We start from the raw sequence: 24,942 nt of genomic DNA, 5'->3' as shown, positions 1-24,942 counted from the left end.
TCATCCTCCTTGAGGACTTACCCACCAGTTCCTTAACTTGAACGTCCTCCGTGACGACCACGTCGTACTTCTCGGGGAAGTGTTTGCCCAACCTCACGTCCCTCAGCTCCTTCGAGCGCCCTCGAGCCTCGGCGACCTTGACCTCTCTTGGACCAGTTCTTGGACAGGAACTCCTCCCTGGAGAGGTCCCCGTGCAGCTTCCTCAGCTCCCGAGTGCCTTCCCCATGTCTCAGGTTGGGCACCACCGAGGCCACGAGCGACTTCTCTATCCCGACGTCCGGGGCAACCACCCCGTTCGTCCTGGGGAACTTTGGGAACTCGTGGTAGACCACGAACGAGACGTACACCCTCTCCTACCTGCTCATGCTCACACTACCCTCTTCACCTTCAAGGGGAAGTCCCTGTGCACGACGAGCTTGAAGACGCCCAGGTGTGACAACCTCAGCACAACGAGCTCCTTCCTCTTGCTCCCCCCATCTCCCCCAACCTTCAGGACGTTCCACCCGCCTTGCGTGTAAACCATGGAGAAGTACCTGTGGGCCCCCCTCTCTTTTGGAAATCTCGCCAGCCCTTCGAAAAAGCGTTGTCTGGCCTCGTAGTGCGACCTGTTGGACTACCTGGGAGTACATTGACCGACATTGGACGTCCTGCTTCCTCAGGTCCAGTGCCGGTTGCCTCAACTCCGTCCGTGTTGACCACTTCCCGTCTAGTTCACGGAAGTACACGTCTGCCCAACGCAGGGTGTTGTGAACTTGAGGCTAACTCCAACCGGGCCTCTAACGCCCTAAACGTTTGTTGATCTATGTGTGCCCCGAAACGGAACCCTACGGTGGGCTTCAACATAGTTCCTCGTTAGCCCTTATTGGGGGGACTATCCATCCCCACGGTGGGTCTTCCGCCCCTTAACCTCCATTAAGATAAAGTGAGTTTACAATAAGGTCCCGAACGACCCGGTGGACTTAGTTATCACAGAGAAATATATCACGTCTTAACAAGAAAAGTTGGAGAAGGTAGATCTAAAGGTCGTAAGAACCTCACCTAACTCATCTCTGAGTTTTTCATGAAAAGGGAATTTCTAACCTATCCCTATCAGTATCGATATATCTAAACCAAACGTTATAACCTTCCCCGTTAACATCTTATCATGGACAAGAAGGGTAGGGAGGTTCTCCTCCTCCTCGTGTGGGGAGACCTCCTCGTCAACTACGTGGAAACTATGGTCGTCCCTGCTATTCCAACTATTCAGAACTACTTCTCAGTCTCATCAACCTTGGCATCCTGGATAACCTCGGCCTTCATTATTGTTGGGGCCGTAGTCTCGCCCATATTCGGTAAGTTGGCCGACATGTACGGCAGGAAGAAGGTATACATAGTTTCTTTGACTTCCTATCTTGTAGCCGTAGGACTAGCCGGATTTTCTCCATCCATATATTTCCTCATAGGGGCGAGGGCTGTGCAGGGAATCGGTTACGGTATCTTCCCGGTGGGGTTAGCCATAATAACAGACGTCCTCCCGCCAGCGGAGGTTGCAACGGCCCAGGGGCTCCTCTCCGGCTCGGTCGGAATCGGGACCGCTCTGGGCCTCATAGTGGGGTCTTATATCGACCAGGACTTTGGGTGGCAGTACGCGTTTCATACCGCCTTCATCCTCTCCCTCTTATTTCTCCTGGCCATAGTCCTGTGGCTTAAGGAAACTGGGATCAGGAAGAGGGAATCCATAGACTACCTTGGAATAACAGTGTTAAGTCTGGGTACCCTCCTAGTTCTGGTCTACATAACTGAGGGACCATCCCTAGGTTGGCTCTCTCCTCAAAATCTAGCCTTCCTAGTTCCTGGAATACTTCTTCTCCTCTTCTTTGCCCCCTTGGAGTCCAGAATAAGGGAGCCCGTAGTCGACACGAGGTTGATGAGAATAAGGAACGTCATGGTGGCCAACCTGGTGGGGGTAGTGAGCAGCATAGCACTCATGATCATGTATTTCGGTATAATCTACTACGCCCAGTTACCTCCTCCCTTCGGCCTTGGGTTAGATATACTCTCAGCTGGACTCACGCTAGCTCCCGCGACAGTCGTCATGTTGGTCATAGGCCCCATTGTAGGTAAGCTGACAGGTGACTTAGGGCCGAAACCGGTTCTAATCTCAGGATCCGCCATAGCTATCCTAGGGTTCTACCTCCTTCAGGTCAATAGAGCCACGACGCAGGCGTTAGTTGAAGACGTCATAGTTACAGGCACTGGGATGATATCCATCATCATCCCTCTCATCAATATGGTCGCCGTCTCCCTCCCAGAGACTGATAGGGGAATAGGACTGGGAGTGAACACGTTACTCAGGAACCTGGGAGCGTCCATCGGGCCAGTACTGGCGACCTCCATCATGAACAGCTATAAGGACCCCTACATACTCATGGTCAATAATCAGATCCTGGGCATATCCTTCTTTCCGGGGAAGACTGCCTTCGACGTGATGTTTCAAGTCTCAATACTAATAATCGTGGTCAACCTAATAATCTCCCTTTGGACGGCCAACTACAGGCTTAAGGGTAGGAGCGTGGCCACAATTTAACCTCTCAATGAATTGAAATTCACAATTTATAAAATTAATTTATAAAACCTGGATATAGATCTAACCAAGATGAAGAGTTTAGTCTCTGTCTTACTTATGCTAATGATGGCTTTTTCTTCCGGCCTATCCCTAGTCGCCATCGGTCAATCGCAACAACTCTACTACGTGAACACCTCGTCCCCGCAATATTCAATACTTCCAGGTTCCGTGTTCGTGGAACCTCTGAATTCTAGTATTAGCCTACCCTTTGCTATCCTGCTGAACTTCACCAACTATTCCTCGCTTCAGACTGAGCTCTCCTACGTTCTATCCCACCCTAGCGATTATTTGTCGCCCTCACAGTTTAGAGAGTATTACTATCCGTCAATGAGCTATGTTCAGTCCCTAGTCAATTACCTACAATCGTTCGACATTAAACTCACAGGAAATTATGGGCTCATTCTTACCTTTAATGGAACAGTGGGACAAATAGAAGAGGCCTTTAATACACATATAAATGTCTATTACTATCCTTTTAAGGACATCTATTGGTTCGGGAAGGTTGGGATCGAGGACGTGGGTCCGTTCTATTACTTCTCTAATAACGTGACACCTTCACTACCTTACTCGGTTGGTAAGTATGTTCTTGGGATCGTCGGAATTGACAGCATCGATCCACATGTTTACCAGGCCTTAAGACAAGCTTGGACCTCACCAATGATGGTAGGGAGAGGTCCCTCAGGTAGAGGACTCATCTCAACTGCAATAATAACCCCAACGACTATACAGCAGTACTTCAACTTCAGCGAAGCCTACTCTAGGGGAGAAACAGGTCAAGGGTCTTCCATAGCCATTGAGGGGGTTCCCGAGAGCTACATCAATACTTCCGACGCGTATTACTTTTGGAGGTTATTCAGTATAGATAGGACGGGCACTCTTCAAGTTGTGAGCCTGGGAAACGACACGAGTGGAGGACAGTCGGGCGAAAACGAGTTGGACGTGGAATACTCGGGAGCCTTCGCTCCAGGTGCCAACATCTTCCTGGTCTTCAGTAACGGTTACGTGGGTGGCGAAGCGCTAGTGGGTAACCTCCTAAACTACTATTACGAGTACTACTATATGGCCAACTACATAAATCCCGACGAGGTTTCCATATCAGTAAGTGTCTCCGAGAGCTTCCTGGCGGCATACTATCCAGCCATGCTTTACATGATACATAACGTAATGATCCAGTTTAGTGTGCAGGGTACTTCGGTCTTGGCAGCCTCTGGAGATTGGGGATATGAATCGGATCATCCTCCACCAAACTTCCACATAGGGATCTATAACACGATATGGTATCCAGAGTCAGATCCCCTAGTTACCTCTGTGGGAGGGATATTCCTGAACGCTACCTCTAATGGGGCAATCGCGTCATTCTCGGGTTGGGACTATAGCACAGGAGGTAACAGTGTGGTATTTCCCGTCCAACCTTATGAATTAACTTCCCTAATACCTTTCACCCCATCCAACGTAAGAACCTATCCCGATATAGCGTTCGTGTCAGCGGGAGGTTATAATATTCCAGAATTTGGCTTCGGACTCCCCCTGATTTTCCAAGGGCAATTGTTCGTTTGGTACGGGACTAGCGGAGCAGCTCCCATGACCGCTGCCATGGTGTCCTTAACAGGGGAGAGACTCGGGGCTTTAAATTACGCGTTATACCATATTTCTTACAACGGAGTAGTTCTCTCCCCACATGGGGTGAAACAGGGATTGGTAGCATGGATTCCCATAACCAGCGGAGCCAACCCAACTCCGGCCCACTACGGTTGGAACTACGTTACAGGACCTGGCACCTTCAACGCCTATGCCATGGTTTACGATCTTATGCTCTATATAGGTAAGAATTAACCTTAACTCAAGTTCGAACCTTAAAGTTAAGCTTTATTTTTATGTCTTTCATTTAAACATCACATTAATTACTTCGTAATTTTTAGTCCTTTCTAAAAGGTATTCTTGTTTTTTGTCCGTTTATCTACAGCTTTGAGTTTTTCTTAAGTACTGATTATTCCCTGACACGTACTCCGAACTAGCGTCTTTAATGGTTTCGAATAAGAGCCATAGTGAAGCTAGCGTGAGAAAAGGTAGACCGAAGTAAATTGCGTCTATGGGTCCTATTACAGCTAATCCTCCCACGGCCAAGGCGGATAATCCGTACTCAGCCACGATGCCACTTATGGATACGCAACAGGTTCCCCCGGCAAGAACTCCAGTGAGGGGTAGAGCTACTATCCATGAGTCCCTCTTTATACTGGACTTCAACTTCAGCAACTTGATCAGGGTACCAACTACTACAATTCCTATCATAAGCCCCATTACCAGGGAGAAGAAGCTTAGGTCTAAGAGGAATCCTCCGTTTCCGATTGCAACGGAAGGGGAATACAATAGCACGAGGTAGTTACTTAAACTCACGGATTGAACTGGAGAGTAGGTTATCCCAAAGAGGTTCACTCCTCCCATCCCAAGGATCCTCTCTAAGAGAAGACCATAGGCCACGTAGTGGACCAGAAGGTAAGAGGAAAGAAGCAGTAAACCCTTAGACTTCCAAGACATCACTAATTGAAGGGCCCTCCTGAGAGGAAAGGCTAGGGCAAGGTAAACCACACCGTACCAGAAAACCAAAGCACTCAGGATCTGCACGGCTTCCTGGTTGGGAAAAAGAGGAGAGATCAGGAAGTAAGTTAGACCGATTGCGATCAGGATAAAATAGAAAAACGGCTTCAAGCTCCTCACTCGTAATACTGCTTATAGACTACAAAGATGAATGCAGCGAAGAGGAGGATCATCAGTGAGGCTAGTATTCCAAAGTCGAACTGAAACTCCATGAGGTTAGATGTGTACTGGAACATGGCGTACGCTAGGCTGACACCGCTCACCAGAAGTATTGGAATCACGATCTTGGAGTAGTCAGTCCTAGTCGCCTGCCTCTGAGCAGTTTCCTCAACGTATCTGAACCTCAGCGACAAGAATATGAGAGATCCCATAAACACCCCGAACACCCCAGAGGCGCTTACGTAGGTTATCCTCCACAAGTTCTCTACGTATTGTGAAACGGGAGATTGAGCTAGGTAAGGGAGTAATCCGAAATCGCCAACCCATAGGAATAATACCCACATTACGGCAATGGTCACGACCCAGGCCACGTAATCTATTAGTCTGAGTTTCATGGAATCACCCAGTTGCGTTGACTACTATGAGCTCCCCCTTCATCGTGTAGTGCCCTGGACCGCAAAATTCGGCACACCAAATGTTATATACCCCAGGTTGGTTCACGAGGACATATAGATCGTAGGTATAACCAGGAATGGCTTGCATCTTGAGTCCCAGTTGAACTATGTAGAAAGCATGTATGACGTCAGCGGAGGTCAATTCAAACACGTAAGGCTTCCCCGCCTGTATGACTACCTTATCGTAGGATACAGTCCCGTTAGGGTATATGAACTCCCACACGTACTGTTTCGCAATGACCTTAATGGGGATAGGTTTCTCGTTGGAAGAGATATAGTAGCCGTGAGTTATGTATCCCAGGTACTGGAACGAAAGGGCCCCTAAGAAGACCAAAATTGCAATGGCGAACACAATGGTTGATATCTCAGCAGCTCTCTCGGCTTTCATTGCTCTGCACCCCTCAACGTGTAAATTAGTACTAGGTAGGCAAATAGGATCATATTGATACCAGCCAAAAAGCCCAACTCAAACTGGTCTAGGAGGAGGTTGGTAAGTGTTAGCATTTTCATGGAGATGTATACCATCAAGCCACCAGTTAGGATCACACTCAAGTCCAAACCCAGTGTGAGAGGTTTAGGGAGAGTTAAGGTTTGTTGGGATACACTATACGCTAGGCCCAGTCTCTTCCCTAAGTCAAAAGAGTCAGTCTTCCCCTCGCTCCTCCTTTGGAGCCATCTCAACGTGGGGAATAGTGCTACAAAGGACATCACAAAGATTACTGCGTCCACTTCAACACCTATGGGTCCTATATCTCTACCTGGGGTGAGGTATGCCCAAACGCTGTTGACTATGAACGAGATGATGAACCCCGTACCTAGAGCTATGGCTGCAGGCCTCATGACTGGATGAGACGACCTATGTCTGAAGATGTACTGGTCTATGAATGGGAACAAAAGGGTTACAGCTCCCCAGGCTAAGAATATCAATGACGCATTAGATGGCGACACTGACTTGTAGAAGAAGTAGATGAAGAGGAAGTACCAATCCGGAATCGGTGGGGTCTGTGCTGCCAGAGCGGGATTATACTCAGGCATCAGGTACTTGATCTGTCCCCCGTCCATAGCTATCTGGAACGGGAACGCCGAAGCTATAAGAAATATGGCACCGAACGTCATAAGGAAGGTCACTAGGATTATCCCGAAAGTTCTGGTTAGGGGCTGCAACTTCCAATTTGGATCTCGCTCTAGCCTATCCTTGTGGTCATCAATGAGCTCTGAGACATCCCTCTCCTTGCTCAATGGGGGAGTTATGCCGTGCTTTTCAAAAATGTAAAGGTGTAGCCCAAGGACTGCTCCTATGAGGGCCCCTACTATCCAGTGAAAAATGAAGAATCTGTCCACTAATGGATCCACTCCACTAGCTATTCCAGGTAACTGCGGGAGCAAGGTGAAGGCAGCTATGAGGTTGCTCAACCCCAGGGGCATGTAGGTGAACAGGTTCAGCCCAGTGGTTGTTGCAGTCCACGAAATGAGGTTGTAAGGTAGGGAATAGCCTAGGTATGCCTCACTAAGCGTGAGGGCAGCCAGTAGAGTTCCCACCATCCACATTACTTCCCTGGGTTTTCTGTAGGCCCCAACCACGAAGTTCCTCGTCATATGAATCAAGAGGAGAAAAATCATGGCATAGGCACCCCAGCTGTGCAGGCTGAACAGTAGGGCCCCTAAGGGAACCTGGGATATGAGGAACGTTGTTGAGGCGTAAGGATCTGCCGGTATATAGTACAATGCTACCAGCATGCCGGTAACCACCTCAAATGCGAACGCCGCCAGCACAAAGGAACCGAGCCAGAAATCTAGCCTGTAGGCGTATCTTGGAGCAGGTCTCAGCGTGTGACCGTAAATTCCAGTTCTTTCGTCGAGCCATAATAGCACCTTATCTAACCAGCTCTCCTCCCTCTCCTCCATTAGCTCACCCTCACGCAAGCTGGATTACTAGGGACGGAGTAGCTATACCTCGGATCATAGATGAGGTTGTCCACTGGTCTCCTCCTTGGAACTGCCTCTGAGAAATAAGGTGCGTTAGTACCTACAGCGTATATGTCCCCAGTGGTTTCATCATATTCCAAGAGCACCATAGGGAGCGGCCGGGGAGCTGGCCCCCCTACTACGACTCCCCCTTGATCTAGCTGATACATGGAGCCGTGACAGGGACAGTGAAGCACGGAGGTCGAGGGGTTCAGTCCAGGATCATTAGGGCTCGGGACTAGAGCTTGTGCAGGAAGTTGACATCCAAGGTGAACACAAACTGCCGAAAAGGCACAAATGGAGTTCTTGGGTCCTACCCCAACTATGTCCTTAAAGTTAGTGTTTATCCGGAATTGATTGGCGTAGGGGTTCTTGAACTCCACGTTGTTCATTCCATTTAGCTTGCTGAAGTCGACGAGGAAGCACGGCTCGTCAACTAAGGGGTAGGCAAAGAAGTACACCGGACAACTGCTGGACTGCAGTTGTTTTATATTAGCGACCCTATATTTGGGAAACCCTTCCAGGCCCTGCGTGTTGTTAGCTACGAGGTACTTGGGCGAGATAGCCTTCAGTTCTCCGTAATAGTATCCCATGTAATCCAAGAGGGGGGTGACCAACGGTGAAACTGCTACGGCCCCACCTAAGACTAAGGTGAGCCTGAGGAAGTCTCTCCTGTGCAACTTGACGCTCACTGAGTGACATAAGCGTTTAACGGTATTTATACGTTCTATTCAAAAACTAGGAACAAAATGTTTTTAATAAAATAAAGTTTATCATTATAAACTAGCCCACGACGTATGGAGTTGTCACGTTATTAGAGACCACTAAGTCTACCCACATTCCAGACTCAGCGTGCCCAGAGATACCGCACGCTAGCCAGTAGGTTCCGACTTGAAGGGGTCCGTAGACTTCAGTGGCTGACTGACCTGAGGAGAGACCCTGGATGGTATACGCCGAAGATGAAGTACCGACGAACATCAATAACTTACCATCAGAAGCCAGATCTGCAGCGTTGGGAGTAGGCGTATCGTTCATTACAAGCACTAGGTTGTGTTGTAGGGATTCCTGATTAATGAAGGTCACCTCTATGCTGTAGCCTGCAGGTATGTAGATGACCATCTGGCCGAAAGAGGTGCCGTTTATGTTAAAGGTAGATGCAGAAGAGAGAGCTACCAGTGTTATCTGCACCGTCTTATTTGACGCTATCACGGGCAATGTGACCTTAGACGGACCTGAGCCCGTAGTTTGGGTAGTGTTAGTGGGGGCAGAGAGGGAGTGAAATTGCATGATGGAGATAATTGAGGCTGAGAGTACCACGACCGCAACTATAAAGGCTATCACATAAGTGAAGGTGGACGAGACTCCTTTCTTCATTATAATCATGTTAAATGCCGTTAAAGCGTTTATAAACATTTTTGGGATACTCGCATGGGATTGGTAGAACGGAAGTAATAGGAGAATTCCTCAGGGCTGAATCCTTTCTCACATTAATAGAAATCTTTTTATATTTGTTTATTATCAACCAATTTTGTGGAGAGACTACTGAGACCCAAGGAGGCCTGCCAACTGCTCAGCATTTCATACTCAACACTCCTACGGTGGATTAGAGAAGGGAAAATAAGGGCAGTAACGACTGAAGGAGGGAAGTATAGGATACCTTACAGCGAGATTAAGAAGTACTTAGAGAGGAGGGAAGAGACGAGGGCTGTAATTTATGCAAGGGTGTCCTCTACCGATCAAAAAGAGGACTTGGAGAGACAAATGAACTACCTAACAAATTACGCAACGGCAAAGGGTTACAAGGTGGTTGAAACTGAAAGATGTAGCTAGCGGGTTGAACACAGGAAGGAAAGGATTGCTCAAGTTATTCAAACTTGTTGAGGGAAGGAGTGTAGACGTCGTATTAATAACCTACAAAGATAGGTTAACAAGGTTCGGTTTCGAGTACATTGAGGAGTTCTTCTCAACCGTGGGAGTTAAGATTGAAGTAGTTTTCGGTGAGGAGCCCAAAGATGACGCACAGGAACTTGTGGAGGACTTAATTTCCATCATTACCTCATTCGCTGGTAAAATTTACGGAATGAGGAGTCATAAGAAAACACTCCTAGTTCAAGGTGTAAAAAAGTTGATAGGTGAGTTGAGTGGAGAGGACAGTGAAGTTAAGGGTTAGGGTTGACCATAAAACTTACTCAGCACTTAAGGAAGTTGAGGGGGAGTACAGAGAGGTTCTAGAGGACGCAATAAATTATGGGCTGTCAAACGAGACTACCTCCTTCACCAGGATTAAAGCTGGGATTTACAAGACTGAGAGGGAGAAGTACAAGGACTTACCATCCCATTTCATTTACACAGCCTGTGAGGACGCAAGCGAGAGGTTGGACAGTTTTGAGAAGTTGAAGAGGAGGGGTAGGGCCTACACTGAGAAACCGTCTGTGAGGAAGGTCACTGTGCATCTAGATGATCATCTGTGGAAGTTCAGTCTCGACACGATTTCAATTTCCACAAAGAGGAGTAGGATTCTCATTTCACCAACCTTCCCTAAGATCTTCTGGAGATATTATAACAAGGGCTGGTCGATTGCCAGTGAGGCCAGGTTTAGGCTGATGAAGGGGAACGTTGTAGAGTTCTACGTCATTTTTAAGAGGGATGTTAAACCTTATGAGCCTAAGGGTTTCATCCCCGTCGACCTAAATGAGAATTCGGTCTCGGTGCTCATCAACAGTAAACCCTTATTGCTTGAGACTAACACTAAGATTACTCTGGGCTATGAGTATAGGAGGAAGTTGACAACTACTGGTAAGCCAACTAAGGATAGGGAAGTGAGGAGGAAGTTAAAGAGGCTGAGGGAGAGGGATAAGAAAGTAGACGTTAGGAGGAAATTAGCCAAGCTGATCGTCAAAGAGGCTTTTGAAAGTAGGAGTGCCATAGTTTTGGAGGACTTGCCGGGGAGAACTCCGGAGCATATGATGAAGGACGTGAAGGATAAACAGCTTAGGTTGAGGATTTATAGATCTGCATTTTCCTCAATGAAGAACGCCATCATAGAGAAGGCTAGGGAGTTCGGTGTCCCCGTACTCTTAGTTAATCCGTCTCACACTTCCACTGTTTGCCCAGTCCACGGGACGAAGATCGTTTACCGACCCGATGGGGGCGATGCCCCAAGGGTTGGTGTTTGTGGGAAGGGGAAGGAGAGGTGGCATAGGGACGTGGTTGCACTGTACAACTTAGCGAGGAGGGCTGGAGATGTGAGCCCCGTGCCGTTGGGCTCGAAGGAGTCCCATGACCCACCTACCTTAAGTGGGTGGTTGAGGGCTAAGTCCCTACACTCGATCATGAATGAACATAAAATGATTGAAATGAAAGTGTAGGGACAAACGGTATCTGGAACTCACACTAAGTACTGACGAAAGGTGGATGAGACTGTTTATGGATAGGTTAGTTCAGACTGCGTGACAAGAACTGCCACCTCACTTGCGACTCACCCTAAGCGGTCTCTGACCCTCCTTAGTTACTCTCAAAATGAATTTTTCCCAATAGATGGAGGCCAAAATAAGCATTAACTAAACAGGGAGTTAAGGAGGGAAATTTCGCAATACAATTCTCTATATCAGTTTCTCAACATCTCCCAGCTTCTATGGGGGATCAAGTAATTTGATTTGTGATTCATTTGATGCAGAAGACAACTTCCCTAAGAGATTTCCAGCCCACAGGTTACAAGTCACCCTCTGTTAAGCGGTGACGGTTAGATTTCGTTGTTTCTAAATTAACTCTTAGGCTCAGATTTAATTCCCCTCATTTAATTCCCTAATATACATCATAAGGACGGTCAATTGAGGCGGTGTGAATCTGTTCTCGCCATATTTATTAGATAAAAAATGATTAGCATCTTAAATAGATTGAATTAAGTAATGATAGAAATAATTTAAAATATATAAAGTTTTTCTTCTTCACATCTGAGTATAAAGAAAAATCTATAGTTGTTTTAATGATTAAAACTTCTAATAATTGAAAGATATATAAAAAAGGCTTAATTCCTGTTTAAGTCAATCTATCATGATGTATTAATGAGCTGGAGAAAAATTAAGGAGATACTTAAGATTGCCTTCACTACTACCAGTGCACACGACATAGGAATAATGTATATCGTACTAGGACTAGTGGGCTTTTTGGTAGGATCTGGTTACGCAGGGATGATAAGATCCCAGCTGACCTTCAACGACATAGGGGCAGTGGGCTACTATAATGCGGTAAGCCTTCACGGAATATTCATGATATTCTTTATGGTAATGCCCATCTCCACAGGATTTGCCAACTATCTGGTCCCTAGGATGATAGGGGCCAACGATTTGTACTGGCCTAAGATCAACGCGTTGTCTTTCTGGATCCTCGTGCCAGCAGTAGCCATGAGCATAGCTGCACCTTTCTTCGGTCCCATAAACACTGGCTGGTACATGTACGCACCGTTAAGTACTGACCTGCAGGTGAACGGGGGGTTCGGAGTGACGCTGGTAGAAATAGCCCTGATGATAGCTGGTGTCTCATCCACACTCACAGGGATAAACTTCCTTATGACTATCCTGAGGCTGAGGAAAGTACCGTTCTTTAAGATGTCGCTCTTCACTTGGTCCTTCTTCGCCACGTCTATCCTCCTCATAGTGGCTCTTCCACCACTCACTGCCGCACTTGCCATGGCTTACCTCGAGAGGATGTGGAACCTGCCCTTCTTCAACGCCGCCCTTGGGGGAAATCCCCTCCTTTGGCAGAACGTGTTCTGGTTCTTCGGTCATCCTGAGGTCTACATCCTGATCCTGCCAGCCATGGGACTCGTGGGAGAGATACTTCCCAGGGCTGTGGGTAGGCAAATATACGGATACAAGGCGTTGGCTCTCTCATCCATGGCCATAGCATTTCTTTCAACCTTAGGCGTGTGGATGCATCACATGTTCACTGCCATAGATAGCGACGTGGCCAGAGAGATAGCTGCTGCTACCACTATGGCGATTGCGATCCCCTCAGGCGTCAAGGTTGTGAACTGGACCATAACGTTCTACGGTGGGAAAGTTAGGTTCTCAGCTCTCACCATAGGCATGATAGGTTTCATCTCCCTCTTCCTAGTTGGAGGGATAACAGGCGTATTTTTCCCACTGATACCCGTTGACCTAGCGTTTAATGGAACCTATTTGGTCGTAGGTCACTTCCACTACATGGTCTTCGCTATACTAGTCGGCCTCCTTTGCGGGCTCGTATACTACTTCCCCTACTTTACAGGGAAATGGTTCGACCAGGAACTAGCCAGGAGTTCCATGATGATGATCGTAGTTGGTGCCTTCGTGGTCGCCACCGGGATGAGTATTGACGGTGTTCTGGGGATGCCGAGGAGATACGCAGAGGTCCCGTCTCCTATTTACCAGCCTTTCCAGAATTTGGTGACGATTGGAGGGGCTGTAGAGGGGATAGGCTTACTGTTACTAGTAAGCACACTCCTCTACGCTTGGCTGAGAGGTCCTCCAGTTAGGACTATGGATCCTTGGAACTCGGAACAGCTTATAGGTATACCGGACTTCACCATAAAGCCCATAGCTCTCCCCTTAACATTCGGCAGGGAGATGGACGGCTCTATACCAGAACATAGGCACGGCACGTACTACCCTGCGTTACTTGGGTTACTGATGTCTTTCCCTCCCCTGGGCTTCATGTTTATCTTGGCTGGAATAACGATACCTGGTGCTCTCATGGTGCTGGTCTTCATAGGCGTGGGAGTCGTATGGCTATATAATGACTATTTCAAGACAGTACCGCACCTCGGGGGAGGCCTCGGAGGTCTGGGTTCTGCGAAATTTGTCCAGGCGTCCAGCTCCACTGGTGCGACAGGAGCTACTGGTGCAGTGGGAGAACCAGTAATCCAAGAAGGTGGGGTAGAAATATCTAGTAAGGCTAAGACTCCAGTGCTCTTCTTCATTATCGCTGAGATCTTCCTGTTCGGTAGTTTCATAGGGGGTTACATATACGATATTAACGAGACTCCTACTGTAGCATCTCTACCTAAATTAAGTGTTGACTGGTACCCTCTGCCCTTGATAATGACCGTGATATTGTTGTCCAGCTCTTTGCCTGCCCATCTGGCCTACCACAGTTTCCTCAAGGGGAAGATGAGACTGTTCAAGGCTCTTGGGGCCCTAACTGCTCTCATGGGGTTCTCCTTCCTAATGGGTCAAGTGTATGAGTTCACCCACATAGTGAAGTTTTCCCCTCAGGAGGACATATTTACGGCCTTCTTCTTCACTATAGTATCGTTGCACGCGTTCCACGTCATCATGGGGTTAGTATTATGGTCAATAACACTGCTGAGAACCAGGATCACCACACCATACCAACTCTCCACCGCAGCCTCCTATTATTGGCACTTCGTGGATGCGGTGTGGGTAGTAGTCTTCACCATGCTATATCTACAGTTGCCCATATATCACCCGTGATCCCATGAAGAAATATCTCTTTTTTATCCTCCCCTTCCTCTTAATTGTTAACCCATTAACTGAACAGATGTACCAGGAGAATCTCCTGGCATTGATGGCCTCTCACTATGCTCTCTTCTTCTTAGGGTTCCTGCTCGGGGTAAAGACTTCTCCAAGGAGACTCTGGTTCTTGGGCTTAATCGCTCCTGTTTTAGTCCACGTCCCGCCACTCTTTCAGGTTTTTACCACGAATGAGGCGTTGAGGGTTTTGTCTGAAGTTTCGTTGGTCCTCTCAGGGACTTTGTTGGGTTCTGGTCTTCCTCTGATGAGCACTAAGGTGAGACTATTCCTTTTCGGCTCCTGGATGTTAGGTGACACGATACTCTCCGTGGACTTCCTAGTGGGAGGGGAGAACTTTGCCTCTCCCTTTACGCCCTACAGTATCTATCAGGTCAGGGACACTGGAGTCTTCATGTTCCTGATCATGAACCTAGTGGCCTTCTTTATAATAATGAAGATCTTGCTCAATGTCTTTGAGAGATCCTAGTCCGTCAATCCCCTCAGTATATCCTTGAAAGCTAGATAGATCACCACTGCTAGAACAACGTTCATCACAACCACCATGGCAATGCCGGTGGTGGGCAACGTTGAGGGAGAATAAGGGGAGAAGGGGTAGAATAAGTTGGTGTATGATGGACTCTCAAGGATGAAGAGTATGCTCAGTACCGTGTCCCCCAACATGTACAGGACGAAGAGTGTGACTTTTCCCCACTTCGGTGTCACGCCCAGTGAGGAACCTATCAGTATTCCTCCCAGAAAAATGGAGAGCTCTAGGACTATCCTCCACCCCAGGCTAGAGGCCCCGAGGGCAAAGTAGTAGGGAAGGTGCCAGAGCACTACGGGAAGGATCCCCAATAGTAAGTTATATTTGTTACCTTTAAGATATGAATATCCTAGTAGAACACCTGAGGAAACTAAGGCATAATGGGATAACATGTAGGGCAGTGGAGAGTAAAACTCCGCCTCCTCGGTTAGCGGGTTTACGGACAGGACGAGGAGAAATATCGATATAAGAATGTCCCTTTTCATACCCGACTTACAACTCTCATAAGTTTTAACTTTTCGGGGATGGGGGAACCCTCCTGTGACGGATGGGACGAACCTCAACTAAATCCATTTTTAGAAAGAAATATTGATATCCTCATGGATAAGCGTTGCTGAGAGTACTTCGCTAGGGAGAGGATTATGTGAGGCATCTCTTCTACCTTCGACGGCCTAGATAGGCTCTATGATCAGACCGCCTCATAGCAGCAGTTATTAGATTTTGCCTTGACTTCAAGGCTACACCTAACGAGAAATCCCATAACTGCTGCTTATAGGGTAAAATGGTCCGTAGAGCCTGGGAATTTCAACCCTCACTCCTAGCCTACAGCTTGGCACTAGATGGGCATGGAAGCAGATCTGAGGAAAACGTCGGTAACGTAGTGGTAAAGATGTCCAAGGGAATACACGTTCCCTATGACGGCTCACTGGTAATCCTTATGGTCATCTATTAGAAGTATAAGTATCTTTTTAAGATAATATCTCGTTATACCAACAAGATTAAATATAAATGTCTAGGAAATAAGGATGTAGCACTAAATAACTATAAACATCCCGCTAGTCTCACTGAGCTTATGGATATCCCTGGAGAGTTAGCGAACCATGAGACGTAACTAGTCCGCCCTAGGGAGCTGAAGGGAGAACAGTTCACGCCCTCACCTTTAAGATTTAGGTGTAACGCTCTTCCATTTATTACCGTGAAGTCCACGCGAGTTTCAGTTTGTCCTCACACCTGCATTTCAATCATTTTGTCTTCGATCACGATCGAGTGTAGGGACTTAGCCCTCAACTATCCACCAAGCTTTACGGTAGATGGGTTATGGGACTCCCTCGAGCCAAAAGGCGTAGGGCTCACATCTCTGCGATCACTCCCTTTTGGGCAGAGCCCACATCGGTGTGAGAGATCATGTTTTATTAGTAAAAATTGTAATAAACAACGATAAAAACTTTTTAACGTAAAAAATATTTAGCCCACTATTTCGTGGTGTTTTTCCCTGGACAGCAGCTACTGGATTTCACCTAGATTACAGGGCGGTACCTAAGGGAGAATCCCATAACTGCTGCTGAGTACTTAAACGTGAAGGCTGCCCCTGCTACCTGAGGAAACGAAGCGCCCACTATACCATTACACGCAAAGTTCTTGGTCCTGTGGAAGAGGTGCATATGTCCTCCCTTTCCTTTACACAGTCCAGTGGACTTCCCGAAGATCTCAGAGGCCAACCCCTTGAGGCCAACTCCCTTGGCTATGGCGTGATTGTGAGGCCTATGCGTGCTAACCACGACGTCACTGTCTCTGGACAGATAGAGAGTACCAACAGTAGTAGCTTCCTTGCCAACTGACAGGCGCATCTCTCCTCTTATGACCCCTGAGGCCATGTTGAATGGGTTTTCCCGTGGTAAATCTTCCTTATGGACTCCTCGAAATACCTAATGAGGGTCATCCTTTTGTATATCTTGAGCAGATCCTCACTCTTCAACCCAGTACTTTCCAACTGAAGCTGTAGATCCTTTAGCGAGGGTTCAGGTTTGATTAACATGCAATAATAGTCAACAAGGTGTAAAGAACTTTCAGCAGACGAGGACCACCCAGGTCAGAAGAGAGTTCTAAATGCCACAAGCTCACACTTCACATAAGCAAGGCTAGGTTGGATAGATCTGCCAAGGCAAACAAACCGATGAGAAGTAACGCCGGGAAGATCATGGATCTTCTCAATAGAAGGTAACTCAACGCCACAGCAATAGTCTTTAGTACGGCCATCACCGTGATCATCAGGATCGGGTTGCCCGACAGGGCGTGGAGAAATAGATTCTCCTCAACATATCCCTGCGAGACTCCATAAAAGGTAGTTAGGACGTCGATGACCCCCAACCCGATTAAGGCACCAGTAATAGCTCTCTGCATCATGCCTCTTCTTCTCCACTTATACTTAAAAGTTGCATACGTTTTAAAGAAGTCAAACATATTAAAAATAACTCAGATGAACACTTTCACATACATTTATCTACACTTAAACACAAAGCTTATTAGTGAAATCTACATAAATTACATTTAATAGTGATGCAAAGATGAAATGGGGTGTTAGAATAGGAGAGGTTGTAGCTATCGTGTTGATAGCAGGGGCACTTTCGCTGGGTTTCCTAGGCGGGAATCCTAACGCACAAGTTCCCTCTTACCCCGCCTTAACGTTGGTGAACCACTATACAGGTTTATCATGGACTGTGTATAGCTCCTACAGGGGGGTAGCTGATGGGTCTCCGTTCATATTCCTACAAGGGTTCGGTTCCAATCCTATATCATACGTCAATATGACGGATCAAGGCGGTGACATGTTGTCGATACTTCAGGTCAAATTCCCCTCTCAGCAGAGTGCACTGAACTACTTGGAGAGTACTTCCTCTTCCAGCCCCTCGCTGGTTAATGGGGTTTGGGTCTCTACATACTCCTTGGGTCAGGTAGAAATAGTATACTTAGTAAGCGGAGATAATTATGTCCAGATATCCTATGTGGGCAGCTCTGGGGCATTGCCCAGTTTAAGCTCCATGGTTACATTAGCCACTCAGCTAGTTCAGTGATTTCAAGGGACTCAATTTCTTTATCTTCATAAAAGGTTTTTCCCTTCTCCAGTAAGATGGGGCCAGTTCGGGGACATTCGTTGATGATTGGATCGTTTCACTTTAGGGTAGCACCTGAGGGACAATCTGGTCAGGTTCAAGAGGTCCACCAAGACAGTTAATGGAAGCATGGAGATGGTAAAGCACTCAATAGCCTTAGTCCTGTGGGAGAGAGGATTACTATCATAATTTGTAACTAAGTGACTACACTTAACCCTCTTTACCCTATCAAGTGCTAAGGGAAAGATTAGCTAGAGGTTGTTTAGAATTATGGGTTTTTAAACTATAACGGCAATTTTGGCTCTCTGAATTAGTGAAGTCCCTCTGAAGTAACCTCCTATGAAAGGAGGAGTTCACTATTTTAGGAACCTATTTCCAAAATAACTTAAGTCATGAGGCTTACCTCAAACAAATTCTTCGTTATCTATGCTATTTTCTCTATATACATGGTGGGATTTTACCTTATCTCCCAGGATCCATCCTCTCTCACCAACCAAAGAACCCTTCTTGGAACTTTTCTTCCTATCTTGACGGGTTTTATGATCGCCCCACTCCTCAGCCACCCTAGGGGGAACCTATTGGCTATACCTGCTACAGTTATTTCGTTATTGGTTGTTCCCCTGTTCTTCCTTATCCTTCACACAAATAATATATGGATCCTAGCCTTGACCCTCGCTCTCACCCTCTCGTCCCTCACCCTACCCTTATGGATTAGGAGGAACCCGATGCTCTCCTTAGTAACCTTCGTTTTTCTTTCTTTGTCATATTTAGCTTCTTATATTACATTGGTTAGGGAAATGGATTTTCCTTGGGAAATCCTAGCCTCTGTTCCTCTACTCTCTGCTGTTCCTGTAATTCAGGACGTCAATCGGCGGATATCGCCCTTGATTTGCTCAGTTCTAGCTTTTCTGGGCTCCTCTCTTCTTTCTAACCAAGCCATCCTGTACCTCATTACCCACATCTGGCCCCCCGGTCTGTACCAGATTACCCTTTATGTTCTGATCGCAACCTTAACACTCACCCTCTTTGGCTTCAAAACTTTCAGTACCTTTCCCTTCATTGTGTTGTCTGCCTTGGCCTACCTCCTCTTTTCGCCGTCTATTACCATCATACCCCTGGTGACAGGTTCCTCTCTGACCATCTCTCCAGAATCCATAGGAATTCGTATTGAGGTGACGGAAAACAGGATCATAATAAGAGCTCAAGTCCCAAAAAGTAAGAGGATCAGCTTAAGGTTGGATGGTACCCCATTAAACTACAGGATAGTTGGAGATAACTTAGAAGCAATAGTTTCTGACATCACTCCTGGTGATCACTTAGTAGAAACCTGCGTGGAGTCATTATGTGTAAAGAGAACTTTCAAAGTTCAATCTAAACAGGGAACCCTCCCGCAGATCCGCATAGATCACCAAATAGACGGTAAAACTCTCAGGCTCACCGTTAGACTTACCAGCGTACTTGACGCTAAGGTTACAGTGAAGGTTAACGGCGAGGATGTCTCCCTCACCTCAAAGGAGAGGGGTAAGTACGTAGGCGAATATGAGTTAAGGCAACCTGGCAATTACGTGGTTGAAGCAATAGCCAATCTGAAGGACACCACGTTGGCTGCCTCCAAGGAAATAGAGGTGAGAGGTCCTTTAGATCTAGATGTAGACGTTCAAGATAGATGGCCAGAGTTATTCGTTAGAGTGAGTCCCTCACTGGGTGGGAGAAAGGTTTCTGTGGACAAATTGTGGGTTAGGGTTAATGGGGAGGAGATGTCTTTCAGCAACCCAGACGTAGGGGTCTATGAGGCCATATTTGGTCCCACGGAAGCTAAGACCTATACAGTTGAGGTTGAGGGGATCAGGGACGGCATGAGAGCGGAGAAAAAGATAATGGTCCAGGTGAGGCCACCATCCCTCAGAAATTGGGACCCTGGTGTTTGGATCGGGAAGACGATCTACGGTTACGAGATCTCCTCGGTGTTAGGTGTAGGAGGTACTTCCTATGTCCTACTAGGTGTAAGGGAAGGGAAGAAGTATGCCATAAAGATCCCAACGGTGTCTCCATCTTCATCCTCATCATTGACCAGGGTAGGATTGGGTACTTTCTCAGATTTAAGTAAGGAATCCTCAAAGCTCCAGGAGATATCTGAGAGGTCTGGTGACATCGTAAAATTGTATGGAGTTTATGCTGACGTGAATAGCATTAGGGACATCCTTGGAGGTAAACCCTATCTATACCTGACCAACCCTCCGGCCATAGTTATGGAACTGATGAAGGGTGGGACAGCGGAGGACCTCCTGAAGATCACGCAAGTATCCCGCTCTAAGGAGTGGAAGTTGATTGTGATGGAAATACTCAGGAGAATGGCCTCCGCTCTTCAGGTAGTTCACTCAGAGGGATACGTTCATCTGGACGTGAAGCCTAGAAACATATTTTTCTCCTCTCCACCTGGTGGATCTGGAGAGGAGGTCCTAAACAACTTAAGGAGCGGTTCTGTGCAGGTAAAGCTAGGCGACTTGGGCTCAGCTAGGAGGATAGGCGAAAAGATTACCGAGTACACTGGGGAATATTGCCCTGTGGATCAGGTGGAGTCTATGCTCTTAGGGACTGGAGCTAAGCCTGAGATGGACGTCTACGCGTTGGGGGCTACTATTTACAAATTATTGACTCGCAACCCCCTGAACCCTCCAGAAATGGTTAAGGAGATGGATAGTTCAGTGGACGCGTTTCTGGACCGTAGGGATTACAGGTCGCACCTCGATAGAGCTAGGAAGGTGTATAGTGAACATTACCAGAAGATAAGGGTTGTCGATCAAGACTGCCTTATGAGGCTGATCCTAAAGATGGTCAGTCCCGACCCGTCAGCTAGACCTCCCATGAGGGAAACGCTCGATCAGCTGAGGCTGATCAAAGATTAGGAACAAACATCCCACAATGGGTTTTGGACTTCACGAGATTTCGCAATGTATGATATCAATCCTCAGCTCCTGGACTTCACGGAGTCAAGGCTTGATCCGTTCATCCTCCGTCCCTTTAGCGGGATAACTCCAAACCCAACGGAGTGTCTCTATCCGTTGAGGAAGCCAGCACACCTTCAGCCGACCGTCACACCTCGTCGGGATACCTTTACCCTATCTGGCGTGACTATATTTATCTCTTCTAACAAGTAATATAGACTTTCTCGCTTATCGGAAACTGTTGACACAGAACAGTTAGACTCACCCCCTTCCAGGGGTGAGTTATGGTTTCTGCATCCCAATACTCAAAATTTCCCGAGTAAAACATCCCCCTGAGGGTCTACTCGGTGACTACTCCCCACCTCCCCGAGTCCCTAACATCACGGATAGAGGTCTCTCAGCGGTGAGAGATATGGGTTGGGTAACGACCTGAAGACTGGTCCGAGATCTACCGCCGGACGAACGGAACTGGCCAGCTGAGGGACACCATCCACGAAGTAGTGAGAATGAAGGCTGTGAACCACAGACCAGATTCTCCCAGGAACCCCCATCCTCAGGGCAGGTAGGAGGTCAGAGGAAAGGTTAAGTTTCTAACTCCGTGGCTCTCTCACCTCGATCTTCTCAGAGTTCCAGGTCTCAAGAATGTGAGGAACACCCCAAGCAAGGTGATGGAAGACCCCAATCCTTCCAGCAGGGTAGGGGCAGTCCTCAGTAAAAGAGCAGAGAAGAGATAGGAGGAAACCGGTACTAATAGTACAGCAGAGCTAGCCTTCACCGGACCCAACATATTTACAGATTTGAACCAGAGCAGGAACCCAGTCGCCTGGGCAGTGACCGCGAGGAGGAGAGTGGAACCCCACCCCACAGGATCTAAGGAGAACTTACTGTCCACAAAGGACAAGGGCAGAATGAGGAGGGCAGAGAACAAGGACATGAAGGTGTTGAGTCCAACAACGTCTCTGTCGCTTAAGTACAATCTGTGATAGATCGTACCTACGGCCCAGGTCAGTCCACCCAAGATCGCTATGATTGAACCGATGGAGAAGTCGGTACTGCCCACTGAGATGAGGACCCCTGAGAAAGCCAGTACCACTCCCAGTATCTGTAGTGGTATCAATCTCTCCCTGAGCACGAATCTGGAGAGGACAGTCACGAAGACGGGTTGCGTGTATATCATCGTGGAGGTCAGTCCAGGGTTGGAGGAGTACTCCACTCCTAGGTTCAACAGGATCATGAAGAGGCCCACGTTGAGGACTGCGGAGATCGCCTCCTTCTTACCATATATCAACTTCCTAGATACGAGGAGGAGGAGTGTGCCCCCCACCGTCACTCTCACGAGGGCTATGAGGAAGGGCGACAAGTAGTCTAGGGCAATCTTAATGACGGGAAATGCAGAGCCCCAAACCATCACAAGAACAATCAAGTAGAGGTAACTTCTGTTCAACGTTACCAAATGAGTGAAACATGAACGTTTTTAAAGCATTCGGAGCTACAAGAGGTTCTTTCTGCACTTCCGGCCGATCATCCTGGGCTGACTCTTTAGGTTTACCGAGCATGAAAGACGGCCCTTGATCCCAGGGGCCGAGAGACTGCTTAAGACTCAATGCGTCAGCACAGGTACCTTTTGATAAAGGGTTTGATGTGACCTATGTCCCCGGTCCCCGAGGTACAACGACCGAGACAAAGTCTTCAAAATTGGTTTTACAGGTTAGAGACAATTCTATTTCAGGCGCTTACCAGAACCACGGATCGAAGAGTGCATCAAGGTTTATACGTTGGGTAAGCTCAAGATAGCTATGACCCTCTCGCTGAGGATCAGGGCTAGTCAGAGTAGGAGCTGGAATTCTCCCATGAGACTTTACTTCTCCGTTGTTGTGGTTCCTGAGATAACGGCTAAGGTTGGGCAGGACCTAGTGATCGTCCTGGACACCAGTGGGTCAATGAACCTGGTGGACATAGACGTCAATCAAGTGGATCCTTCGCTCATTGAAGGATACGGTGTGGTCGACGGTAAGGAGGTAGTCTACTTGAAGGACCGAGTAGGAGCCAGGAGGATAGATACCGCACTTGAGGCCCTGAGAAAGGTGCTGGAAGAGCTCGATCCTTCCTCTAGAATAACATTAATAACCTTTTCAGACTCCGTGAGAGTGATCTGCAGGGGGGTGAGTCCCTCCACGTCCCTAGAGTACCTGGACCACATCGGGCCGGAAGGCAACACTTCGCTCTACCAAGCTATCTCCACTGCCCTGGAACTGACCACGAAAAATACGTCAAAGGTCATAATAATAACGGACGGTTACCCGACCGACGTGGAGGATCCGAGGCGGTACAGGAGCCTTAAGTTTCCGCCTTTCGTCCAGATAGTGCCCATAGGAGTGGGAGAGTACAACGCCTCTATCCTCTCTGCGTTGGCTGACATTACCAACGGCAGGTATTATCACGCTGAGAGTATGAGCGAAGTGTTGGAGGTACTGAAGACCGAGACCACTGGCCCTGTCGCAGCAAAGGAAACTGTCTTAAAATGCGAGAGCGATCTCAAGGTCAACCTGGTGAACTTCCAGGGGTTCCCAGTATTCCTGGGATCAGTTGAAGGGGTGATTAAAGTCTTTGGTTACGTTGAGGTTCCCCCCAACTACTCGGGTAAGGTCCTTAACCTAAGGGTGGAGTACGTAGATCCGGTGGACGGTGAAAGAAAGGTTGAACAGGGTGAGATAACCCTATCACCGGCGAGGTCACAGGAGGACTTCAGGTCTGGACTCAACTCCTCCGTTGTGACGGAGGTAAACTACTATCAGAAACTCAGGGAGGTGCTGGAAACGTTGAACTCTGGGGATCCAGTGGAGGTAACGAGGAGAGTCGCGGAACTGAGCCAGCTCGCCGAGAAGACGAAGAGGACAGACCTGATTGAGGAAACCAAGAGACTCACGAGACTTAACGACTTAAGGAGTCTCTCCAGTGAGGTCACAAAGAGGTTGAGGTCTTGACCAAGGTACTGTACCACGAGGAGGAAGGAGTGTCTTGGATAACCCTCAATAGACCGGAGAAACTTAACGCTCTGGACGGGGAGGCCTGGAGACTTTTAGGAGACGCCTTAAGGAGGGGAAACGAAGCAGACACGATAGCGTTGGTGGTGAGCGGGAGCGGGAGGGCGTTCTCCTCCGGGGACGACATCGAAGCCATGTTGCAGGCGGACACTCCTGAGAAGGCCGAGGACTTCTTTAACAACCTCTGGTACGCAGTGGATTCCCTGTTCCACGTGAAGAAGCCCGTGATAGGCGCTGTGAACGGCTTGGCCTACGGTGGGGGTTGTGAGCTCCTATTCCTCATGGACGTGGTGGTAGCGGTCGAGGGTGCCAAATTCTCCATCCCGGAGGGTAAGCTGGGTCTAATCCCGCCCATGGCTCTCACCATAGGCTATAGGGCTATGGGGAGACCCGTAGCTTGGTTGATGCTCACCTCGGAGGTCATCGACTCACTGAGGGCTAAGGAACTGGGTCTGGTAGACTACGTCGTGAAGGAAGGGGAGCTGAGGGAGGCGGTGAGAGGCATAGTGAAGAAAATAGCTGGATTAGATCAGATGTCTATCAGGGTCATGAAGACTTGGTTGAGTAGAGAGAGACAGGGAATTAGGGAGGCGGTTAGGGAACTGACTCTCATGAACTTATCTAAAGAGGCTAGAGATAGGATGAGAGATTTCCTAGAGAGACGCCTGAGGGAATCTAGCTAAGGATTCAAGAGCTCACAAGGGAGGGTGGGTTCGTAGTTTCAGCGAGGGATGAGTGAGAGGTATCGGATCGAGGTGATCTCCTCTCACTTTCAAAACGTCGTCACGGCTTCTGAAACCGTCCTGAGGGTGGTCAGGTTGGACGGATGTAATTCCACTGAACTTCCTCGATCAGACTTAGCATTCACGGGGAGGGTCTGCCGATATGTCAGATACACGGAGAAGGTCTCTACGACTCCCTCCCGCAATTGAAGGGTTTAAGGATCATCACGCGAATCAAATGGACTTAATTACAGCAGTTATGGGATTTCTCGTTAGGTGTAGCCTT

General features: G+C 47.9%; 23 protein-coding genes and 3 pseudogenes. 12 read left to right on the top strand and 14 right to left on the bottom strand.

Annotated elements, in window-relative coordinates:
* Positions 1-367: 367 nt before the first annotated feature.
* Entirely contained in the window at positions 368-523 is a 156-nt protein-coding gene (locus METMK1DRAFT_RS19100) for a hypothetical protein (protein WP_009072842.1), read from the bottom strand.
* Between the two features lie 621 nt (positions 524-1,144).
* On the opposite strand from METMK1DRAFT_RS19100, the gene METMK1DRAFT_RS08240 reads away from it, so the two are divergent.
* Together METMK1DRAFT_RS08240 and METMK1DRAFT_RS08235 are read left to right on the top strand one after the other, a co-directional pair.
* The gene (locus tag METMK1DRAFT_RS08240; RefSeq protein ID WP_009072840.1) at positions 1,145-2,566 is read left to right on the top strand and encodes an MFS transporter; all 1,422 of its coding nucleotides are present in this window, start codon (positions 1,145-1,147) and stop codon (positions 2,564-2,566) included.
* A 69-nt stretch (positions 2,567-2,635) separates the two neighbouring features.
* On the top strand, positions 2,636-4,438 hold the full coding sequence (locus METMK1DRAFT_RS08235) for a S53 family peptidase (protein ID WP_009072838.1): 1,803 nt from the start codon (positions 2,636-2,638) through the stop codon (positions 4,436-4,438).
* A gap of 120 nt (positions 4,439-4,558) precedes the next feature.
* Here METMK1DRAFT_RS08235 and METMK1DRAFT_RS08230 read toward each other — a convergent pair whose 3' ends face one another.
* The 6 genes from METMK1DRAFT_RS08230 to METMK1DRAFT_RS08205 form a co-directional block, all read right to left on the bottom strand.
* On the bottom strand, positions 4,559-5,320 hold the full coding sequence (locus tag METMK1DRAFT_RS08230; RefSeq protein ID WP_052300208.1) for a hypothetical protein: 762 nt from the start codon (positions 5,318-5,320) through the stop codon (positions 4,559-4,561).
* Positions 5,317-5,754, bottom strand: a complete 438-nt coding sequence (locus METMK1DRAFT_RS08225) for a hypothetical protein (RefSeq protein ID WP_009072834.1) — start codon at positions 5,752-5,754, stop codon at positions 5,317-5,319. Before METMK1DRAFT_RS08225 ends, METMK1DRAFT_RS08230 begins: the two co-directional genes overlap by 4 nt.
* Positions 5,755-5,758: 4 nt before the next feature.
* Complete coding sequence (locus tag METMK1DRAFT_RS08220; RefSeq protein WP_009072832.1) at positions 5,759-6,202, bottom strand: cytochrome c oxidase subunit II; 444 nt, start codon at positions 6,200-6,202, stop codon at positions 5,759-5,761.
* Positions 6,199-7,719 (bottom strand): cytochrome b, encoded by a 1,521-nt coding sequence (locus tag METMK1DRAFT_RS08215; protein WP_009072829.1) that lies wholly within the window; start codon positions 7,717-7,719, stop codon positions 6,199-6,201. Before METMK1DRAFT_RS08215 ends, METMK1DRAFT_RS08220 begins: the two co-directional genes overlap by 4 nt.
* Positions 7,719-8,459 (bottom strand): Rieske 2Fe-2S domain-containing protein, encoded by a 741-nt coding sequence (locus tag METMK1DRAFT_RS08210; protein WP_009072827.1) that lies wholly within the window; start codon positions 8,457-8,459, stop codon positions 7,719-7,721. Before METMK1DRAFT_RS08210 ends, METMK1DRAFT_RS08215 begins: the two co-directional genes overlap by 1 nt.
* Positions 8,460-8,562: 103 nt before the next feature.
* Positions 8,563-9,162: a sulfocyanin gene (locus tag METMK1DRAFT_RS08205; RefSeq protein ID WP_245544605.1), complete on the bottom strand. Its 600-nt coding sequence runs from the start codon at positions 9,160-9,162 to the stop codon at positions 8,563-8,565.
* 147 nt (positions 9,163-9,309) lie between these two features.
* Between METMK1DRAFT_RS08205 and METMK1DRAFT_RS08200 the strand changes: the two are divergent.
* From METMK1DRAFT_RS08200 to METMK1DRAFT_RS08185, 4 genes and pseudogenes are all read left to right on the top strand, one after another.
* A pseudogene (locus METMK1DRAFT_RS08200) lies at positions 9,310-9,949 on the top strand (IS607 family transposase).
* A complete protein-coding gene (locus METMK1DRAFT_RS08195) occupies positions 9,933-11,147 on the top strand; it encodes an RNA-guided endonuclease InsQ/TnpB family protein (RefSeq protein ID WP_009072815.1) in 1,215 nt (404 codons plus the stop codon). The pseudogene METMK1DRAFT_RS08200 and the gene METMK1DRAFT_RS08195 overlap by 17 nt, the downstream one beginning before the upstream one ends.
* 696 nt (positions 11,148-11,843) lie before the next feature.
* Positions 11,844-14,252 carry a cbb3-type cytochrome c oxidase subunit I gene (locus tag METMK1DRAFT_RS08190; protein WP_009072813.1) on the top strand — a complete coding sequence of 803 codons (2,409 nt, stop codon included), beginning with the start codon at positions 11,844-11,846 and terminating at the stop codon, positions 14,250-14,252.
* Between the two features lie 4 nt (positions 14,253-14,256).
* Positions 14,257-14,778, top strand: coding sequence for a DUF1404 family protein (locus METMK1DRAFT_RS08185; protein WP_009072811.1), 522 nt, complete (start codon positions 14,257-14,259; stop codon positions 14,776-14,778).
* Here METMK1DRAFT_RS08185 and METMK1DRAFT_RS08180 read toward each other — a convergent pair.
* Positions 14,775-15,320 (bottom strand): DUF1404 domain-containing protein, encoded by a 546-nt coding sequence (locus tag METMK1DRAFT_RS08180; RefSeq protein WP_009072809.1) that lies wholly within the window; start codon positions 15,318-15,320, stop codon positions 14,775-14,777. The two genes, METMK1DRAFT_RS08185 and METMK1DRAFT_RS08180, sit on opposite strands and share 4 nt — an antisense overlap.
* 296 nt (positions 15,321-15,616) lie before the next feature.
* Between METMK1DRAFT_RS08180 and METMK1DRAFT_RS17695 the strand changes: the two genes are divergently transcribed.
* A complete protein-coding gene (locus tag METMK1DRAFT_RS17695; protein WP_009072807.1) occupies positions 15,617-15,787 on the top strand; it encodes a hypothetical protein in 171 nt (56 codons plus the stop codon).
* Positions 15,788-16,059: 272 nt separating this feature from the next.
* Here METMK1DRAFT_RS17695 and METMK1DRAFT_RS19095 read toward each other — a convergent pair.
* From METMK1DRAFT_RS19095 to METMK1DRAFT_RS08170, 4 genes and pseudogenes are all read right to left on the bottom strand, one after another.
* A pseudogene (locus tag METMK1DRAFT_RS19095) lies at positions 16,060-16,241 on the bottom strand (hypothetical protein).
* A gap of 111 nt (positions 16,242-16,352) precedes the next feature.
* The gene (locus tag METMK1DRAFT_RS08175; protein ID WP_009072428.1) at positions 16,353-16,709 is read right to left on the bottom strand and encodes a thiamine pyrophosphate-dependent enzyme; all 357 of its coding nucleotides are present in this window, start codon (positions 16,707-16,709) and stop codon (positions 16,353-16,355) included.
* Entirely contained in the window at positions 16,691-16,870 is a 180-nt protein-coding gene (locus METMK1DRAFT_RS19090) for a hypothetical protein (RefSeq protein WP_009072805.1), read from the bottom strand. Before METMK1DRAFT_RS19090 ends, METMK1DRAFT_RS08175 begins: the two co-directional genes overlap by 19 nt.
* An 89-nt stretch (positions 16,871-16,959) precedes the next feature.
* Positions 16,960-17,238: a DUF5658 family protein gene (locus METMK1DRAFT_RS08170; RefSeq protein ID WP_155812380.1), complete on the bottom strand. Its 279-nt coding sequence runs from the start codon at positions 17,236-17,238 to the stop codon at positions 16,960-16,962.
* A gap of 161 nt (positions 17,239-17,399) precedes the next feature.
* On the opposite strand from METMK1DRAFT_RS08170, the gene METMK1DRAFT_RS08165 reads away from it, so the two are divergent.
* Entirely contained in the window at positions 17,400-17,906 is a 507-nt protein-coding gene (locus METMK1DRAFT_RS08165) for a hypothetical protein (RefSeq protein ID WP_009072801.1), read from the top strand.
* Positions 17,907-18,020: 114 nt separating this feature from the next.
* Positions 18,021-18,134, top strand: a pseudogene (locus tag METMK1DRAFT_RS17690) (IS1 family transposase); the annotation flags it as partial.
* Positions 18,135-18,349: 215 nt separating this feature from the next.
* Here METMK1DRAFT_RS17690 and METMK1DRAFT_RS18510 read toward each other — a convergent pair.
* Entirely contained in the window at positions 18,350-18,508 is a 159-nt protein-coding gene (locus tag METMK1DRAFT_RS18510) for a hypothetical protein (protein WP_216586100.1), read from the bottom strand.
* A gap of 15 nt (positions 18,509-18,523) precedes the next feature.
* On the opposite strand from METMK1DRAFT_RS18510, the gene METMK1DRAFT_RS15645 reads away from it, so the two are divergent.
* Positions 18,524-20,851, top strand: coding sequence for a protein kinase domain-containing protein (locus METMK1DRAFT_RS15645; RefSeq protein WP_172634127.1), 2,328 nt, complete (start codon positions 18,524-18,526; stop codon positions 20,849-20,851).
* A gap of 646 nt (positions 20,852-21,497) precedes the next feature.
* Here METMK1DRAFT_RS15645 and METMK1DRAFT_RS08155 read toward each other — a convergent pair.
* Positions 21,498-22,334: a DMT family transporter gene (locus tag METMK1DRAFT_RS08155; RefSeq protein WP_245544604.1), complete on the bottom strand. Its 837-nt coding sequence runs from the start codon at positions 22,332-22,334 to the stop codon at positions 21,498-21,500.
* Between the two features lie 331 nt (positions 22,335-22,665).
* On the opposite strand from METMK1DRAFT_RS08155, the gene METMK1DRAFT_RS08150 reads away from it, so the two are divergent.
* Together METMK1DRAFT_RS08150 and METMK1DRAFT_RS08145 are read left to right on the top strand one after the other, a co-directional pair.
* Positions 22,666-23,874, top strand: coding sequence for a VWA domain-containing protein (locus METMK1DRAFT_RS08150; RefSeq protein ID WP_048087751.1), 1,209 nt, complete (start codon positions 22,666-22,668; stop codon positions 23,872-23,874).
* Positions 23,871-24,617, top strand: a complete 747-nt coding sequence (locus METMK1DRAFT_RS08145) for an enoyl-CoA hydratase/isomerase family protein (RefSeq protein WP_009072791.1) — start codon at positions 23,871-23,873, stop codon at positions 24,615-24,617. Before METMK1DRAFT_RS08150 ends, METMK1DRAFT_RS08145 begins: the two co-directional genes overlap by 4 nt.
* Positions 24,618-24,942 lie beyond the last annotated feature (325 nt).

The sequence above is a fragment of the Metallosphaera yellowstonensis MK1 genome, assembly GCF_000243315.1.
In the GTDB taxonomy this organism is placed as follows: domain Archaea; phylum Thermoproteota; class Thermoprotei_A; order Sulfolobales; family Sulfolobaceae; genus Metallosphaera; species Metallosphaera yellowstonensis.
This window is presented reverse-complemented; position numbering and strand designations above follow the sequence as displayed.